Origin of the sequence: Nocardiopsis sp. NPDC006139 (genome assembly GCF_040614155.1) — a bacterium.
GTDB classification, from domain to species: domain Bacteria; phylum Actinomycetota; class Actinomycetes; order Streptosporangiales; family Streptosporangiaceae; genus Nocardiopsis; species Nocardiopsis changdeensis.
The window spans coordinates 19856-35760 of record NZ_JBEXTT010000024.1 but is presented as its reverse complement, the minus strand read 5'-3'; the positions used below and the strand labels follow the sequence as shown (position 1 = coordinate 35760).

Annotated in this window: 16 protein-coding genes; 7 read left to right on the top strand and 9 right to left on the bottom strand. The window is 73.4% G+C overall.

What is annotated here, in order from left to right:
- Positions 1-230: 230 nt before the first annotated feature.
- Genes ABZ249_RS26450 through ABZ249_RS26435 form a run of 4 tightly spaced genes read right to left on the bottom strand, consistent with a single transcriptional unit; the run spans position 231 to position 3913 of the window.
- Complete coding sequence (locus ABZ249_RS26450) at positions 231-1019, bottom strand: enoyl-CoA hydratase-related protein (protein ID WP_355268114.1); 789 nt, start codon at positions 1017-1019, stop codon at positions 231-233.
- A gap of 4 nt (positions 1020-1023) precedes the next feature.
- Complete coding sequence (locus ABZ249_RS26445; RefSeq protein WP_355268111.1) at positions 1024-1914, bottom strand: 3-hydroxyacyl-CoA dehydrogenase family protein; 891 nt, start codon at positions 1912-1914, stop codon at positions 1024-1026.
- Positions 1911-2666: an enoyl-CoA hydratase/isomerase family protein gene (locus tag ABZ249_RS26440; RefSeq protein ID WP_355268108.1), complete on the bottom strand. Its 756-nt coding sequence runs from the start codon at positions 2664-2666 to the stop codon at positions 1911-1913. Before ABZ249_RS26440 ends, ABZ249_RS26445 begins: the two co-directional genes overlap by 4 nt.
- An 11-nt stretch (positions 2667-2677) precedes the next feature.
- Positions 2678-3913 carry a thiolase family protein gene (locus ABZ249_RS26435; protein WP_355268105.1) on the bottom strand — a complete coding sequence of 412 codons (1236 nt, stop codon included), beginning with the start codon at positions 3911-3913 and terminating at the stop codon, positions 2678-2680.
- Positions 3914-4161: 248 nt separating this feature from the next.
- Between ABZ249_RS26435 and paaK the strand changes: the two genes are divergently transcribed.
- The 5 genes from paaK to ABZ249_RS26410 all read left to right on the top strand — a co-directional run bounded on the left by paaK (position 4162) and on the right by ABZ249_RS26410 (position 8858).
- On the top strand, positions 4162-5523 hold the full coding sequence (paaK, locus tag ABZ249_RS26430) for a phenylacetate--CoA ligase PaaK (protein WP_220560714.1): 1362 nt from the start codon (positions 4162-4164) through the stop codon (positions 5521-5523).
- A gap of 332 nt (positions 5524-5855) precedes the next feature.
- Entirely contained in the window at positions 5856-6329 is a 474-nt protein-coding gene (locus tag ABZ249_RS26425; protein ID WP_355268101.1) for an Rrf2 family transcriptional regulator, read from the top strand.
- 97 nt (positions 6330-6426) lie between these two features.
- On the top strand, positions 6427-7680 hold the full coding sequence (locus ABZ249_RS26420; protein WP_355268098.1) for an MFS transporter: 1254 nt from the start codon (positions 6427-6429) through the stop codon (positions 7678-7680).
- Positions 7681-7707: 27 nt separating this feature from the next.
- The gene (locus ABZ249_RS26415; RefSeq protein ID WP_355268095.1) at positions 7708-8106 is read left to right on the top strand and encodes a RidA family protein; all 399 of its coding nucleotides are present in this window, start codon (positions 7708-7710) and stop codon (positions 8104-8106) included.
- A gap of 398 nt (positions 8107-8504) precedes the next feature.
- Positions 8505-8858 (top strand): hypothetical protein, encoded by a 354-nt coding sequence (locus tag ABZ249_RS26410; protein ID WP_355268092.1) that lies wholly within the window; start codon positions 8505-8507, stop codon positions 8856-8858.
- A gap of 67 nt (positions 8859-8925) precedes the next feature.
- Here ABZ249_RS26410 and ABZ249_RS26405 read toward each other — a convergent pair whose 3' ends face one another.
- The 3 genes from ABZ249_RS26405 to ABZ249_RS26395 form a co-directional block, all read right to left on the bottom strand.
- The gene (locus ABZ249_RS26405) at positions 8926-9417 is read right to left on the bottom strand and encodes a hypothetical protein (RefSeq protein WP_355268089.1); all 492 of its coding nucleotides are present in this window, start codon (positions 9415-9417) and stop codon (positions 8926-8928) included.
- A gap of 108 nt (positions 9418-9525) precedes the next feature.
- Positions 9526-9648, bottom strand: a complete 123-nt coding sequence (locus tag ABZ249_RS26400; RefSeq protein ID WP_355268086.1) for a hypothetical protein — start codon at positions 9646-9648, stop codon at positions 9526-9528.
- 141 nt (positions 9649-9789) lie between these two features.
- A complete protein-coding gene (locus ABZ249_RS26395; protein ID WP_355268083.1) occupies positions 9790-10224 on the bottom strand; it encodes a hypothetical protein in 435 nt (144 codons plus the stop codon).
- 845 nt (positions 10225-11069) lie between these two features.
- On the opposite strand from ABZ249_RS26395, the gene ABZ249_RS26390 reads away from it, so the two are divergent.
- Positions 11070-12281, top strand: coding sequence for a hypothetical protein (locus tag ABZ249_RS26390; RefSeq protein ID WP_355268080.1), 1212 nt, complete (start codon positions 11070-11072; stop codon positions 12279-12281).
- 11 nt (positions 12282-12292) lie between these two features.
- Here ABZ249_RS26390 and ABZ249_RS26385 read toward each other — a convergent pair whose 3' ends face one another.
- Together ABZ249_RS26385 and ilvA are read right to left on the bottom strand one after the other, a co-directional pair.
- Positions 12293-12694: a hypothetical protein gene (locus tag ABZ249_RS26385; RefSeq protein WP_355268077.1), complete on the bottom strand. Its 402-nt coding sequence runs from the start codon at positions 12692-12694 to the stop codon at positions 12293-12295.
- A gap of 4 nt (positions 12695-12698) precedes the next feature.
- Positions 12699-13979: a threonine ammonia-lyase IlvA gene (gene ilvA, locus ABZ249_RS26380; protein WP_355268074.1), complete on the bottom strand. Its 1281-nt coding sequence runs from the start codon at positions 13977-13979 to the stop codon at positions 12699-12701.
- Positions 13980-14281: 302 nt separating this feature from the next.
- Between ilvA and ABZ249_RS26375 the strand changes: the two genes are divergently transcribed.
- On the top strand, positions 14282-15742 hold the full coding sequence (locus tag ABZ249_RS26375; protein WP_355268071.1) for an alanine/glycine:cation symporter family protein: 1461 nt from the start codon (positions 14282-14284) through the stop codon (positions 15740-15742).
- Positions 15743-15905 lie beyond the last annotated feature (163 nt).

Here is a 15905-nt window from a genome sequence, read left to right as displayed (position 1 = left end):
GCCCATAGGCCGCCGGGTCCACGGGACCGCCAGGGCCCACGCGGTCGCCGGGGCCCACACGGCCACCGGACCCATCGGGGCCACCGGGACCCACACGGTCACCGGGACCCACGCGGTCAGGGGAACCGGCGGGGCCACAGCGCCACAAGGCCACCGGGACGCCCGGGGCCGATACGGCCACCGGGACCCACGGGGCCGGCCGGCGGCGCGGGCCGCCGGCCGGCCGCGGGTCAGCGACCGGTGAAGGTCGGCGTGCGCTTGTTCACGAAGGCGTCGACGGCCCCGGCGTGGTCGGCGGTCTCCCCGAGCTGCTGCTGGAGGTCGGCCTCCTCCTCCAGCAGCTCGGCCAGCGGGCGCCCGCCCTCGGCCGCGGAGCGCACCTCGCGCTTGGCGGCGACGAACGCCGCGGTCGGTCCGGCCGCCAGCATCGCGGCCAGCTCGCGGGCGCGCTTCTCCCAGGCGTCGTCGTCGACGACCTCGGTGACCAGGCCCAGCTCCAGCGCCCGGTCCGCGCCGAACAGGGTGCCCAGCAGCATGAGCTCCATGGCCCGCGCCTGGCCCAGCGAGGCGACCAGCCGGGAGGCGAGGCCCGAGTCGGAGGCCAGGCCGATGCCGGTGAACGCGGTGCCGAACTTGGCCCGGCGGGCCGCCACCCGCACGTCCCCGGCCAGGGCGAAGCCCATCCCGGCGCCCACGCAGGCGCCGCCGATGCCCACCACCACCGGCACCTGGATCGACTCCAGGGCCAGCACGATCGGGTTGTAGTGCTCGCGGACGGTGTTCAGGGCCCCGCCGGCGCCCTCCTGGAGGGTGCGCGCGTGCTCGGCCAGGTCCTGGCCCACGCAGAACGCCTTGTCCGACCCCAGCAGCAGCACCGCGCGGGCGGTGGTGGAGGCGGCGGCCCCGCGCAGCGCGGCCAGCAGCTCCTCCTTCACCTCCCGGGTCAGCGCGGGCCGGTTCAGCCGCACCACGGCCAGCCCGTCGGATTCGGAGAACTCCGCCGCCCTCTGTTCGCTCAACGCCCTACTCTCCCTTGTTCCAGGTGTGGAAGCCCTGTCCGGTCTTCTTGCCGAGCTTCCCCTCCGCGACCATACGCCGCAGCAGCTCCGGCGGGGAGAAGCGGTCGCCCAACTCGGCGGCGAGGTACTCGGCGATGGCCAGGCGCACGTCCAGGCCGACCAGGTCGGTGAGCCTGAGCGGGCCCATCGGGTGGCGGTAGCCCAGCTCCATGGCGGTGTCGATGTCGGCCGGGGAGGCGACCTCCTCCTCGACCATGCGGATGGCCTCCAGGCCGAGCATGACGCCCAGGCGGCTGGTGGCGAACCCGGGGGCGTCGCGGACGACGATCTCGGTCTTGCCCAGGGCGGCCACCCAGCCGCGCACCGCGGCGGTGACCGCCGGGTCGGTGTCGGGGGCGGTGACGATCTCCACCAGCTTGGAGGCGGGCACCGGGTTGAAGAAGTGGGTGCCCAGGAACCGGCGCGGGTGCTTCAGGGCTGCGGCCAGCTCGGTGACCGACAGGGAGCTGGTGTTGGAGGCCAGCACGGCCTCCTCCCCCACTGCGGCCTCGGCGGCGGTGAGGACGGCGATCTTCAGCTCGGGCCTCTCGGGCACGGCCTCGACCACCAGGCCGGTCCCGGCGGGGATGTCGGCGGCGTCGGTGGCGGTGGACAGCCGGTCCAGGTACGCGTCGGGCTCCCCGTCCAGCTTGCCGCGCGCGGCGGAGGCGGCCAGGCCGGAGGCGACCCGGTCGCGGCCCGCCCCGGCGGCCTCGGCGGTGGCCTCGACCAGGGTCACCGAGGCGCCCGCGGTGAGGAACTGCTGGACGATCCCGGCTCCCATGGTGCCGCCGCCGATGACGGCGACCAGGGCGGGGACGGCGGTGTCCGGGGTTGCGGTGCTGCCGGAGGTCAACGCTTCTTCCTCTCCAGGAACCGGGTCATCCGGTCGTGCTTGTCGGCGGTCTCGAACAGCACCGCCTGGGTCAGGTCGTCGGCCAGCGGGTGGGGCCCGTCGGCGTCCAGCACCATCTTGGTCATGCGCAGGGCCAGGGCCGAGGAGGCGGCCATGCGGTCGATGAGGGCGTGGGCGCGCTCGCGCAGCTCCTCGGCGGGCACGATCTCGGCGACCAGGCCGTGCCGCAGCGCCGCCTCGGCGTCCAGGCGGAACCCGCCCAGCAGCACCTGCTTGGCCACCGAGGCGCCCACCAGCTCCCTGAGCCGCCAGCAGGCGCCCGCCCCGGCGATGATGCCCAGGCCCGGCTCGGGCTGGGCGAACACGGCGGTGGGGGTGGCGATGCGGATGTCGCAGGCGTAGGACAGCTCGGCGCCGCCGCCCAGCGCCCAGCCGTCCACGGCCGCCACGGTGGGGGCCGGCAGTCGGTGCAGGCGCTCGAACAGGCGGCTGTTGATCCCGGCCAGCGCCTGCTCGCGGCCGCGCTCGCGCAGCTCGGAGATGTCGGCGCCGCCCGCGAACACGGTGCCGTGCCCGGTGAGCAGCAGCGGGCGCGGGTCGGCCTCGACGCGCGCGCACACCTCGTGCAGCTCGGCGATCATCGCCGCGTTGATGGCGTTGCGGGCCTGGGGCCGGTGCAGCTCCACCACGACCCGGTCCTCGCGCCACTCCACCCGCAGGGTCTCGAAGTCGGTCTTGTCCGCTTCGGTCATGACGTGCCCCCTCAGACCCGCTCGACCAGGAGCGCGGCGCCCTGGCCCACGCCCACGCACAGGGTGGCCAGGCCCCGGTCGGTGCCCTCGCGCTCCATGCGGTTGAGGAGGGTGACCAGGATGCGGGCGCCGGAGCTGCCCAGCGGGTGGCCCAGGGCGATGGCGCCGCCGTCGGCGTTGACGCGTTCGGCGTCCAGCTTGAGCTGCCGGATGACGCCCAGGGACTGGGCGGCGAAGGCCTCGTTGAGCTCGACCGAGCCGACCTGGTCCAGGGTCCAGCCCGCGCGGGCCAGCGCCTTCTGTGTGGCGGGCACCGGGCCCAGGCCCATGATCTGCGGGGGGACCCCGGCCGAGGCGGAGGCCACCACGCGGGCGCGCGGGGTGAGGCCGTGGCGCTCGACGGCGGCGGAGGAGGCCAGCACGAGGGCGGAGGCGCCGTCGGACAGGGAGGAGGAGTTGCCCGCGGTGACGATGCCGCCCTTGCGGAACACCGGGCGCAGCTTGGCGAGGGTGGCCTCGTCGGTGTCGGGGCGGGGGCCCTCGTCCGCGGTGACCTCGTGGGTGGCGCCCTTGCGGCCGGTGACCGTGACGGGGACGATCTCCCGGTCGAACCGGCCCGCCGCGGCGGCGGCGACCGCCTTGCGGTGGCTGCCCAGGGCGAAGGCGTCGGACTCCTCGCGGGTGATGCCCTCCAGGACGGCGACCTCCTCGGCGGTCTCGCCCATGGACAGGGTGTAGCGCAGGTCGCCGGGGGCCGCGTCGGCGGGGGCGTCGGCGTCGTGGGCGGCGAAGCGCGGGTTGGTGAAGCGCCACCCCAGGGAGGTGTCGGCGACCTCGCCGGGCTTGGCCCAGGGGGTGCCGGGCTTGGCCATCACCCAGGGGGCGCGGGTCATGGACTCCACACCTCCGGCGACGACCACGTCGGCCTCGCCCGCGCGGATGGCCTGGGCGGCGGAGGAGACGGCGGTCAGGCCGCTGGCGCACAGGCGGTTGACGGTGTAGCCGGGGACGCTGGGGTCCAGCCCGGCCAGCAGGGCGGCCATGCGGGCGACGTTGCGGTTGTCCTCACCGGCCTGGTTGGCGGCGCCCAGGATCACCTCGTCGATCGCGTCCCCGGGGACGCCGGCGCGGCGGACCGCCTCGGCGATGGCCGTGGCGGCCAGATCGTCGGGGCGGACCGCGGCGAGGGCGCCGCCGTACCGACCCTGCGGGGTGCGGACCCCGTCGACCACATAGACGTCGCTCACGAACGGCCTCCCATGAAGGTTGACGGTGGCCTGCGCCACCGTCGACAGTGAACTGATCGACAGGTCTCCTTGACACAGGTCTCGGAGACTGACTTAATGCATTAGTAACCGAACGTTCGGTCAGTAAGCAAGTCGGCCCGCCCCGTAGCGGGCCGGCACCCACCTCGAACGCGCGGCGCACTCGTCGCACCACCCTCCCGGGCTCCGGCCCGGCGGCCCACCGCGCACTCGCACACGGAGAGTCTCATATGGCGAGCCACGACACCATCCGGCGGTCGACCGGTGTCACCGGTACCACCCCGCGTCTCGGGGAGGCACCCTCCCCCGAGATCCTGGACCCGGCCGAGCGCATGAGTGTCGACGAGCTGCGGGCGCTCCAGCTCGAACGGCTCAAGTGGACCCTGGAGCACGCCTACACCAACGTGCCGCTGTACCGGAAGAAGTTCGACGAGGCGGGCGTGACCCCCGCGGACCTGCGGGAGCTGTCCGACCTGCGGCACTTCCCGCACACCACCAAGGCCGACCTGCGGGACAACTACCCGTTCGGCATGTTCGCCGTCCCGCAGGAGAAGGTGGCCCGCGTCCACGCCTCCAGCGGCACCACCGGCAAGCCGACCGTGGTGGGCTACACCCGCGAGGACATCGACACCTGGGCGACCGTGGTGGCCCGCTCCATCCGCGCCGCGGGCGGGCGCCCGGGGCACAAGGTGCACGTCTCGTACGGGTACGGGCTGTTCACGGGCGGCCTGGGCGCGCACTACGGCGCCGAGAAGCTCGGCTGCACGGTGATCCCGGCCTCGGGCGGGCAGACCGCCAAGCAGGTGCAGCTGATCCAGGACTTCCGGCCCGAGATCATCATGGTCACCCCGAGCTACATGCTGACGCTCATGGACGAGTTCGAGCGCCAGGGCATCGACCCGCGCAGTACGTCCCTGAGGATCGGCATCTTCGGCGCCGAGCCGTGGACCGAGAAGATGCGCTCGGAGATCGAGGAGCGGTTCGACATCCACGCCGTGGACATCTACGGGCTGTCGGAGGTCATGGGCCCGGGCGTGGCCAACGAGTGCGTGGAGACCAAGGACGGGCTGCACATCTGGGAGGACCACTTCTACCCGGAGGTGCTCGACCCCGTCACACAGGACGTGCTGCCCGACGGCGAGAACGGCGAGCTGGTGTTCACCTCGCTCACCAAGCAGGCCATGCCGGTCATCCGGTACCGCACCCGCGACCTGACCACGCTGCGCCCGGGCACCGCCCGGCCGATGCGGCGGATGGACAAGGTGACGGGGCGCAGCGACGACATGATCATCCTGCGCGGGGTGAACGTGTTCCCGACCCAGATCGAGGAGATCGTGCTGGGCCTGGACGGGCTGGCTCCGCACTTCCAGCTGGTGCTCACCAAGGAGGGCCGCCTGGACCGCATGGCGGTGCGGATCGAGGCGGCGCCGGACTGCGCGGCCGACCGGCGCGCGGCGCTGGCCCGGGAGATCACCGCGACCGTGAAGGACCGGGTCGGGGTGAGCGTGACGGTGGACGTGGTGGACCCGGAGCAGATCGAGCGGTCGGTGGGCAAGTTCCGCCGGATCATCGACAACCGGCCCAAGGAGTAGTCCCGGGGGCCTGAGGGCTCTACGGCGCTCGAGGGGCCTGAGGGGCCCGGGGCTCTCGGGGCCCGAGCGGCCTGGGGGCCGGGGTGTCCGAGGGGCCCGGGCAGCCTGGGGGCCGGGGTGTCCGAGGGGCCCGGGGCCCGTGTCGGCCCCGTCCCCATCCGTGCGGCGAGAGCGGCCGCGGCGGGTGGGGGCGGGGCCGTCCGCCTGCACGGGGCGGTGGACGACGGGCACCGGCGCGGGGCGGCGGGCGCCCGTCGGGCACGAGGGGCGGGTGCCGTCTCCGGGACCCGGGTGTTGCCACGACCTATTCAGGATATATAACATCCGGGATCATGAAGATGAGCGAGGGAGTCGAGTGGGCGCTGCACACCTGCGTCAACCTCTCCTGGACCGACCCGGGTGAGGCGGTCCCCGCCGCGCGGCTGGCGGAGGTCTTCGCCCTGCCCACGGCCTACCTGGCCAAGCACCTCCAGGCGCTGGCCCGGGCGGGCATCCTCATCTCCACGACGGGGCCGCGCGGCGGCTTCCGGCTCGCCCGCGATCCGGGCGACATCACGCTGCTGGACGTCGTCACCGCGATCGAGGGCCCCGAGGACGCGTTCCGCTGCCGTCAGATCCTCAAGGACGGGCCGGGCGGCCGGCCCGACGTCGACTACCGGCGGACGTGCGCGGTCTCCCAGGCCATGCGCAGGGCGGAACTCGCCTGGCGCGCGGAGCTGGCCGGGCAGACCGTCGCCGACATCCGCCGCACCGTCGAACAGCGGGACCCGGCGGCGGCTCCGGCCACCCGCGAGGCGCTCCGCTAGCGGCGAACGGCCCCCGCCACCCCCTTCACGACGGAGGACTCACCGTGCACCAATTATCGATATCAAATATCCGGGAACTCTTTGATCGGAGGCCGCGATGAGCCGGCGGGTCACCGCACCGGGGGCCGGGGCCGCCGCGACCGCCACCCGGACGGCGCCGGGCGGGGCCCGGGGGTGGTCCGCCGTGGCGGCCGTGGCCCTGGGCATCTTCGCGCTGATGACGACCGAGCTGCTGCCCGTCGGGCTGCTCACCCCGATGGCCGCGGACCTGGGCGTGGAGGAGGCCCGGGCGGGACTGGCGGTCACCGTGCCGGGCATCGTCGCGGCGGCGGCCGCGCCGCTCACCGCGACCGCCGCGGGCCGGATCGACCGGCGGCTCGTCCTGGCCGGGCTGCTGGCCCTGCTGGCCGCGGGGAACCTGGTCACCGCCGTGGGGCAGGACCTGGCCGCCGTACTGGCCGCGCGGGTCGCGATCGGCGCGGCGATCGGCGGGTTCTGGGCCGTCGCCGGGGGGCTGGCGCCGCGGCTGGTCCCGGCCCGCCGGGTGGGCGCGGCCACGGCGGTGGTCTTCAGCGGGGTCTCGGCCGCCTCGGTGGTCGGGGTGCCGCTGGGGACGCTGCTGGCCGAGGCGTACGGGTGGCGGCCGCTGTTCGGGGCGGCGGGGCTGCTGGGGGTCGTGGCCCTGGCGGGGGTGCTCGCCCTCGTGCCCCCGCTGCCCGTCGAGCGGTCGCTGCGGCCGGCCGACCTGGGCGGCCTGCTCCGGAGCGGCGGCGGGGTGCGGATCGGGGTGGTGCTGACGCTGCTGCTGGTGGCCGGGCACTTCACGGCCTACACCTTCGTCCGCCCGCTGCTGCACGGACAGGCGGGCATGGACGCCGCGGCGGTCGGCTGGACGCTGCTGCTGTTCGGGACGGCGGGGCTGGCCGGGAACCTCCTGGCGGGGGTGCTGGTCGGCCGGAGCGTCCGCGGGGTGCTGGGAGGCATCGCCGGGGCGCTCGCGCTGACCGTGCTCCTGCTCTCGGCGGTCGGCGGACCGTGGTCGGGGGCGCTCGCGGTCGGCCTGTGGGGGCTGGCGTACGGGGGCGTGTCGGTCGGCCTCCAGACCTGGATGCTGCGGGCCGCGCCGGAGCGGGCCGAGGGCGCGACCTCGCTGTTCGTGGCGGCCTTCAACGCCGCGATCGCCCTGGGGGCGCTGGGCGGCGGGCTGGCGCTGGACGCGGCGGGATCGAACGGGGCGCTCCTCCTGGCGGGAGCGCTGCTGGTGGCGGCGCTGGTCCTGGTGGCCGTCCCGCTCCCCCGCGCGGCGCCGCCGCGCGACCGACCCGCCGACGAGAACGACGACGAGCTGTAAGAGACGAACGAGAGAGAAGAGAGAACCATGGGCCACACCGTCCTCAACCCCGCCGCCCTGCACGACCCGACCGGTTTCGGCTACAGCCACGTGGCGCGCACGGAGGAGTTCGTGTTCGTCGCGGGGCAGTACGCCTCCGACGCGGAGGGAGGGGTCGCCTCCGACGGTTTCGCCGAGCAGGTGGAGCGGTCCTTCGCGAACCTGGAGACCGCCCTGGAGGCCGCCGGGGTCGCGCCGCGCGACGTGGTGCGGCTCGGCACCTACGTGGTGGGGCTCGACCTCGACCGCCTGGGCGTGCTCACCGCGCGCATCGCGCGGACCTGGGGCGACCGCCCGCCCACGCAGACGCTGCTCGGTGTGGCCGGGCTGGCGCTGCCGGGGATGCTCTTCGAGGTGGACGCGGTCGCCGTGCGCGCCCGGAGCTGAGGCCGCGCCCGGTACGCGGGGCGGGGCGGCGGCCGTACCGTCCCGCCGGGCTCCCGGGACGGCGTGCGCCGGGTGGGTGTCGTTGGCCGGTGGGGCTGCGCTTCCCACCCGGGCGCACGGTGGTGGAAGCCTGTCAGGCTCCGGCCGGGAACGCACATCCGGGGTGGGTGAATGCGGGACGTACCCCCGTGACCGGCGGCTTTCCGTCTCTGCCCGCAGGGAGATCGAGGCGGTCGACCGTTCCCAGCGAACGCCCGGTCAGGTTCCGGTGGATCCCTTGCCGGCACCGTGAAGCGCCCATGGCCCCCGGTCCGGATCGCCCCGGGGTACACGGGTGCACGGTGTCGGCGCCGAGGTAGGGTGCCGCGCATCGGCCACGGTGTGAGAGGTGCGGTTCCTTGTTCGACGTCACGGCTTTGAGCGACCGGGAGTTCCTGGCGCTGGTGGGGAAGCGACCCGGCATGTACACCGGAAGGACCTCCTTCGAGCTGGCGGTCGCCTTCCTCCACGGGTACGAGAGCCACGCGCGACGTGGCGGGAGATCCGTACTGGACGGGTTCGACGCGTGGATCGAGGCGCAGGGGACCCCGCGCGGCGCCACCGGCTGGTGGGGCCAGGCGCGCAGGATCGCCTTCCCCGACGAGGAACGCCTCAGGGACCTGACTCGCGAAGAGGAGGAACACGCCCTCGCCACGCTGTTCCGGCTCCTGGACGGGTTCCTCGCCGCGAAGGAGGAGGACGAACGCGGGTGAGGACGCCCTGCCCACGTGCTCCGTACAGGCCGTCCGGGCAGGAGGTCCCGCGCTGCGCGACGGCCTTTCAGGACGGGTCCGAACGCAGCCCCAACGCGCTGTGCCGGATGAGTCCGGCGGGCGCATCGGCGGAGCCGGACCTCCGGCGTGTCAGCTCCACCAGCTTCGTACGGAGGTCACGGGCCGGTTCTCCCAGCACGATGGCGCTGATGACCAGCTCCAGCATCAGCTGGTCGTGATCGTCGTCCGCACCCCCGTAGCGCTCGGGGTCGCGTTCCACCACGGCACGGGAAATACGTCGGCCACCGCCGTCGACCGGAGTGAAGGTCGCTGCGAAAATCCCGTGTCCGGTCCAGCTCCGGTGCAGGAAGACGACATCGCCCTCCGCGAAGACGTCCCATCTCTCATCCATGTCACGCGATGCGTACCCGCGCCGGATTCGCTCCCAGTCTTCGTCCGACCAGATACGTCGGGGCAGCCGAGGCATCGGCCGGGGGTCGGAAATCGGCTCGATACGACCGGAGAACGTGGATCGGGTCACGCGTTCGTCAGCGGACATGCGGCCACCCTATCGGGGGGCTGAAAGCCCTTCCCGTCGGACCGTGGAGTGCGCGGCCGGAAGTTCGGCGCGCTCCATCGGCTCGGACGCACACCGTGTCCGTGCCTCTCACACGTCCCGAAAGCGCAGATCCGTGATCGTGGCCGGGTCGGTGCAGTGGCGGGCGTACACCTTCGTGGTGTTCTCCTCCGTCGGCTCGGCCTCGGCGTACCCGAGCAGCACCACGCGCACGACCTCCTGCCGACTGTCGGCTCCGCCCTCCGGGTACGCCGGGGCCCGGTCTTCGAAGAACCGGGCCCGGTCGGCGGAGAGATCGCTCCGCGAAGCCCGGCACGATCAGCCGTGGCACATCGGGACCACGCGGACCAGGGGTCAGGGAGAGAAGACGAGCCCGATCAGGTAGTAGCTCACGAAGACGGTCCCGATGACGACGGGAAGAGCAAGCAGATTCAGGTGCGGGGAGCGACAGGGCTCACCGGGATCACCCTTGGAAGTACGCCTGCCCTTCCCGAACCCGTAGAAGTCGTTGATGAGGCGCTCGGCACGGGCTGCGGACCGGCTGCCGAACAGCGTTGCCCACAGGGAGCCCTCGAAGGCCGCGGAGGGCAATGACCTCCCGTCCGACAGCTCCAGGGACAGTTGACCGTCCGCCACCGCCACCCCCTGGACGAGGCCGATGGGGACGACGGTGCGCGTCACGTAGTCGTACAGGACGATGTGACCCTCGTGCAGTTCCAGTCTGCGCCAGAAGCCGATCTTGAGGTTCAGCCAGAGCGCAGAACCGATGATCGCGGAGACGAACAGCAAGCCACCCGGGTCCTCACGAAACTCACCGGCCATACTCCCCAACGCGAGCACTCCCCACAGCAAGAGGCAGACCACCGTGAGTCCCGCCCGCTGCGCGCGATTGCCGATGACCACCCGGCCCTCTCCTTCGCCTTCTCCGCACTCCCCGCGCATGACGGATATAAGACTCGCAATGGAACATTTCGGGCCAACCCCGGGAGGTTCACGGAACCGTCTCGGTCCGGGAAGAGGCCCGGAGACCGTAGTGCCGGCATGCCAGGACAAAGTCCGGCGCAGCGGTCGTGTGCGAGACACTCCCCTTGTTCGACATCACGGCTTCGGGCGGGCGGACGTGAGCGACGACGTCCTTTCGGTGATCCCGACCGACCCGTACTGGCGGCCGGGGAGGGAGGCGGCGGGCCGGGCCGCCGCCCTCGCGGACTCGCTGTGCCCGGTCGACGACCTCGGACGGGAGATCGACGTGCGGTGGACGGACTCCACCGTGTTCGTCGGCTGCGGACAGAACCTGGAACGGATCGGCTGCCCCGTCTGCGGGGCCTCGGTGGACACCGAGTGGTGGCGTGACCTCATGGACGAGCGCTACGAGGAGGACTTCGCGGTGCTCGCTGTGCGAATGCCCTGCCGCGGGGCCGAGACCGGTGTCGACGCCCTGGACTGCGACCGGCCCTGCGGGTTCGCGAGCTTCGAGATCGTGCTCTGGAACCCCGAACGGGGCGACTGCGCCGCCGACGGGCTCGCCCGGGTGGGGCGGGTTCCGGGCATCCGGTACGGACGGTTCGGGCGCACATCCGACCGGTGGTTCCCGGTACGGTCGGCTTGTCACCCCGCCTCAGGACAGGACCCCCATGCCCGCCTCCTCCCCCGCGCCCGGCTCCGGCCGGGTGGACGTGCGCAAAGACCAGGTGCAGTACTGGATCGGCAGCTGGATCGGTTTCGGCCTGATCCTGCTGTTGCCCGTGGGGCTCGGCGTCGGTGCCCGTTACGCCGCGTACGTCAGGGGCAACGTCGAGGACCCGTCCGGCGACCTGGTGGTGTTCGGGGTCCTGGGCGCCCTGCTGCTCGTCCCGCTCCTGGCGCTGGTGCTGACCGGCCCGCGCCACCTGGCGGAGCAGGGCGTGGAGGTCGGCGACCGGGGCATCGGCCTCGTGCGCGAACGCCGGTCGTGGGCGCGCGGCGGCACGGTGTTCGTCCCCTGGCGGGACGTGCACCTGGTCACCCGGAGCGTGAGCAAGGGCTCCGTCCCCGGGCGCACCCTGGAGATCCACCTGAAGCGGGGGGACGGGGTGTCCGAGCCCGTGGTGCGGTGGGCGACGCTCGTCCCCGCCGGGAGGAACTGGAAGGGGACGACGGCCTCGCGGCCCCGGATCGTCGTCACCCTGGGCGATGACCTGCTGAGCCGCATCGAGAAGGAGATCGGGGTGTGGCGCCCCGCCGGGGCGGGGCGGGCCCGGCCGGCGGCGCCGGAGTCGGCGGCCGCCGCGGAGCCCGTACCGGAGGCGGCGGCCCCCGGGCCCGCCGGGGCCGGCGTGCTGCGGGTGGACATGCGGTGGCAGCAGGCCGCCGGCTGGCTGGTCACGACCGTGGTCTGCGTCTACTTCGCGCTCGGGCTGGCCGTGCTGACCGTGGTCTCGGCGGTGAACGGGGAGTACGGGGGCGCGGGCGTGATGCTGTTCCTCACGGTCTTCTTCGCGCTGGTCAGCCGCCCGCTGTTGCGGAGAACCCCGCGCTACACGACCGTGCAGGGCGTCGAACTGGATGCGGAGGGCATCACCCTGGTGCAGGAGCCGAAGGGTTCGTTCGCGGGTGTGCGCGCCCGCATCCCCTGGTCGGAGGTGCGCAGCGTGGGCCAGGACGTGGGGACCGACCACCGGACTTCGGGCCGGAAGCCGCAGTTCTCCGTCGACGTGGTGACCCGCGAGCCCCTGTACGGCGTCGACCTGCCGCACTGGGTCGGGCTGGAGGGCGAGAAGATGCGGATCAAGCCGAATCAGGCCCGGCACGGCGAGCTCGTCCGCGCGTTCCGCGCCGTCCGCCCCGACCTCCTCCCCGGCGGCTGAGCGCACGACTATCAGCGAACGGCGGTGGACAGACCCGCCGCGGCCAGGAGGGCGGCGATGAGGGCGACCTCGGGGTGGGTGCCCTCCCAACCCGGGCCGCGCAGCGCGGCGGCGGCCCGTACGGCCTCGGCGAGGGGCAGGCCGAACACGTCGCGGAAGGCCTTGGGGACCGCGCCGCTCCGGGTCTGCGGATCGGTCAGGACGAGGCGGTGCGTGCCGTGGCGGGCGACGATCGCCTCGCGGACCCGTGCCGGGGCCGGGCCCCTGCCACGGTCGCAGACCTGACCGCAGGCACAGAGCCATTCGAGTGTCCAGTGCAGGCGGCCGTCCTCGACGGACCGACCCGCCCAACCGGTGCGGGCTCCGCCGCAGGCCGTGCACGGTTCGGTCGGCTCTGCGGCGCGGTCGTGCACGGGGTCAGACCAGGAAACCGAAGAGGGGGCTGTCCGGGCGGACCCGTTCGATGCGGTGCGGGGCGGCCTCCATGCGCTTGAGCATGGGTTCCAGGTCCTCCGGCGCCCCCAGCTCCACGCCCACCAGGGCGGGGCCGGTCTCGCGGTTGTTGCGCTTGACGTACTCGAACCGGGTGATGTCGTCGTCCGGCCCCAGGATGTCGTCGAGGAAGCGGCGCAGCGCGCCCGGCTCCTGGGGGAAGTCCACCAGGAAGTAGTGCTTGCGCCCCTCGTGGACCAGCGCCCGCTCGACGATCTCGGCGTACCGGCTCACGTCGTTGTTCCCGCCGGAGAGCACGCACACGACCGTCGCGCCCTCGGGGAGGTCGACGTCCAGGTCCAGCGCGGCGGAGGCGAGCGCGCCCGCGGGTTCGCTGATGATGCCGTCGGTCTGGTACAGGTCGAGCATCTCCCGGCAGATGCGCCCCTCGGGCACGGCGACCAGGTGCGGCGGGCGCTCGGCCGCCACCGCGTGGGTGATGCGGCCGACCCGGCGCACGGCGGCGCCGTCCACGAACGGGTCGAGGTGGTCCAGGTCCACCGGCCGCCCCGCGCGCAGGGCGGCCGCCATGCTCGCGGCCCCCTCCGGCTCGGCGCCGATCACCCGGACCCGCGGGTGGTGCCCGCGCAGCCAGGTGAGCGTCCCCGCCAGGAGTCCGCCGCCGCCCACCGGCACCACGACGGCGTCGGGGGCCCGGCCGAGCTGTTCCACGGCCTCCTTGACCACGGTGCCCTGCCCGGCGATGGTGCGCGGGTCGTCGAAGGCGGGCAGCAGGGTCATCCCCAGCACCTCGGCGTCGGCCCGGGCGGCCGCCGCGGCGTCGTCGTAGGTGTCCCCGGCGACGATGACGCTCACGCTCCCCCCGCCCAGCGCGGTCACCCGCTCGCGCTTCTGGCGCGGGGTGGTCCTGGGCAGGTGGATGCGCGCCCGGATGCCCAGGGAGGCGCACGCGAACGCCACCCCCTGGGCGTGGTTGCCCGCGCTCGCGCAAACCACGCCCAGCTCCCGGCGGGCGGGGTCGAGCGAGCGCACGAAGTTGAGGGCGCCGCGCCCCTTGTAGGAGCGGACGGCGTTGAGGTCCTCGCGTTTGAGCCGCACGTCCAGGCCGTAGCGCGCGGAGAGGCGCTCGTTGCGCTGGAGCGGGGTGGGCGCGATGACGTCGGCGAGGCGGGCGGCCGCCTCCTCCACCTGCGCCGCGGTCACCCGCGCGGGCGCCGCGTCCCCGTACCGGTCGTTGTCGTTCACCGTGGTCCTCGTCGTCGCGGGCGTGGGGCCCGGCTCCGCCGGGGGGCGGGGCTCCGGAACCGTCCGCTCCGACCGTACAGCGTCCCATGGGCGTTCGGGTGGCACTCGTGCCCCACGGGACACAGGGGCACCCGGGTCCGGCGGCGCGCACAGGTCCCGATGCCACCACGGTCGGGCAACGATTACGTGACAGGAGGTGTCTCGACGGTCGCTCCGTGTTTGATGCGGACGAATCAGGCGAAAAAGGCCCTTCGTACTGACCTCCTCTGTCCTCCTCTGTGGAAACGGTGATCCTCTCTCCCATGCAAGGGCTGACCGACGCCATCGGCGCCTTCAACAACGACCTCTTCTGGCCCCTGGTCATCGTGGTGCTGGTCGCCGCGAGCCTGTACTTCACCGTCCGCCTGGGGCTGGTGCAGCTGCGCCTGCTGCCCGACATGTTCCGCGCGCTGGGCGGCTCCACACGGACGGACGGCGACGGCAGGCGCTCCATCTCGTCCTTCCAGGCGTTCGCGGTGTCCGCCGCGGCCCGGGTCGGCACCGGCAACGTCGCGGGCGTCGCGACCGCCATCTCCCTGGGCGGCCCCGGCGCCGTGGTGTGGATGTGGATGATGGCGCTCCTGGTCGGCGCGGCCAGCTTCGTGGAGTCCACGCTGGCCCAGCTGTGGAAGGTGCCCTACCAGGGCGGTTTCCGGGGAGGCCCCGCCTACTACATGCAGTACGGGCTCGGCAGGCGCTGGCTTGGCGTGGTCTTCGCGATCACCATCACGGTGACCTTCGGCTTCGTCTTCAACGCCGTGCAGGCCAACACCATCTCCACGACCCTGGCCGGGTCCGCCGCGGAACTGGGCGCGGACACCGGCGCCATGCCGTGGCTGCCCGCAGCCATCGGGCTGGGCCTGGTGGCGCTGACCGCCGCGGTGATCTTCGGCGGCATCCGGCGCATCGCCCACGTCGCCCAGCTGCTGGTGCCGTTCATGGCCCTCGCCTACCTGCTGCTGGGTGTGGCGGTCGTCCTGATGAACATCGAGAAGGTCCCCGGCGTCCTGGCGCTCATGTTCACCCACGCGTTCGGGCTGCGCGAGATCGCCGCCGCCGGGCTGGGCACGGCGATCATCCAGGGCGTGCGCCGCGGGATGTTCTCCAACGAGGCCGGGCTGGGGTCGGCGCCCAACGCGGGCGCGACGGCGAGTGTCAGCCACCCGGTCAAGCAGGGGCTGGTGCAGACTCTGGGCGTCTACTTCGACACCCTCGTCGTCTGCTCGGTCACCGCCTTCATCATCCTGGTGTCCGACCCGGCCTACGGCGAGGACCTGGGGGCCACGATGACCCAGGACGCCCTGGGCGCGAACCTGGGCGCCTGGGCGGTGCACGCCCTCACCATCATCATCTTCCTGCTGGCCTTCACCTCGGTGCTGGGCAACTACTACTACGGCGAGTCCAACGTCGGCTTCCTCAACCCGAGCGAGAAGCTGCTGACCGCGTACAAGTGGGTGTTCCTGGTGGCGACCTTCCTGGGCTCCATCGGCTCGATCCAGCTGGTGTGGACGCTGTCCGACACGACCATGGGCTTCATGGCGCTGGTCAACCTGGCGGCGGTCGTCCCGCTGGCGGGGGTCGCGCTGAAACTGCTCAAGGACTACACGGACCAGCGCAGGCAGGGCCTGGACCCGGTCTTCACCGCGGACCGGCTGCCGGACCTGCCCAACGTGCTCTGCTGGGGCTCCGCCGAGCCCGAGAAGGCGGAGCGGACGCAGGCCTGACACCGGCGGGCCGTTCCGGCGGGGCGGCCGGGGCGGCCCGCCCGGTCCCCGACAGGGGCGGGCCTCCCGGAGCGGCTCCGGCGCCCCGGGTCATGCCACGGTAGGACGGCCAGGACCGGTCCCCGGTCCGACGCCCCGGCGCCGTCCGCCCGGCAGGGTCGTG

Coding starts and splice junctions, on each gene's coding strand:
- ABZ249_RS26425 (WP_355268101.1), top strand. CDS start 5,856: ATGAAGATGAGCGAGGGAGTCGAGTGGGCGCTGCACACCTGCGTCAAC.
- ABZ249_RS26420 (WP_355268098.1), top strand. CDS start 6,427: ATGAGCCGGCGGGTCACCGCACCGGGGGCCGGGGCCGCCGCGACCGCC.
- paaK (WP_220560714.1), top strand. CDS start 4,162: ATGGCGAGCCACGACACCATCCGGCGGTCGACCGGTGTCACCGGTACC.
- ABZ249_RS26375 (WP_355268071.1), top strand. CDS start 14,282: ATGCAAGGGCTGACCGACGCCATCGGCGCCTTCAACAACGACCTCTTC.
- ABZ249_RS26405 (WP_355268089.1), bottom strand. CDS start 9,417: ATGTCCGCTGACGAACGCGTGACCCGATCCACGTTCTCCGGTCGTATC.
- ABZ249_RS26390 (WP_355268080.1), top strand. CDS start 11,070: ATGCCCGCCTCCTCCCCCGCGCCCGGCTCCGGCCGGGTGGACGTGCGC.
- ABZ249_RS26440 (WP_355268108.1), bottom strand. CDS start 2,666: ATGACCGAAGCGGACAAGACCGACTTCGAGACCCTGCGGGTGGAGTGG.
- ABZ249_RS26415 (WP_355268095.1), top strand. CDS start 7,708: ATGGGCCACACCGTCCTCAACCCCGCCGCCCTGCACGACCCGACCGGT.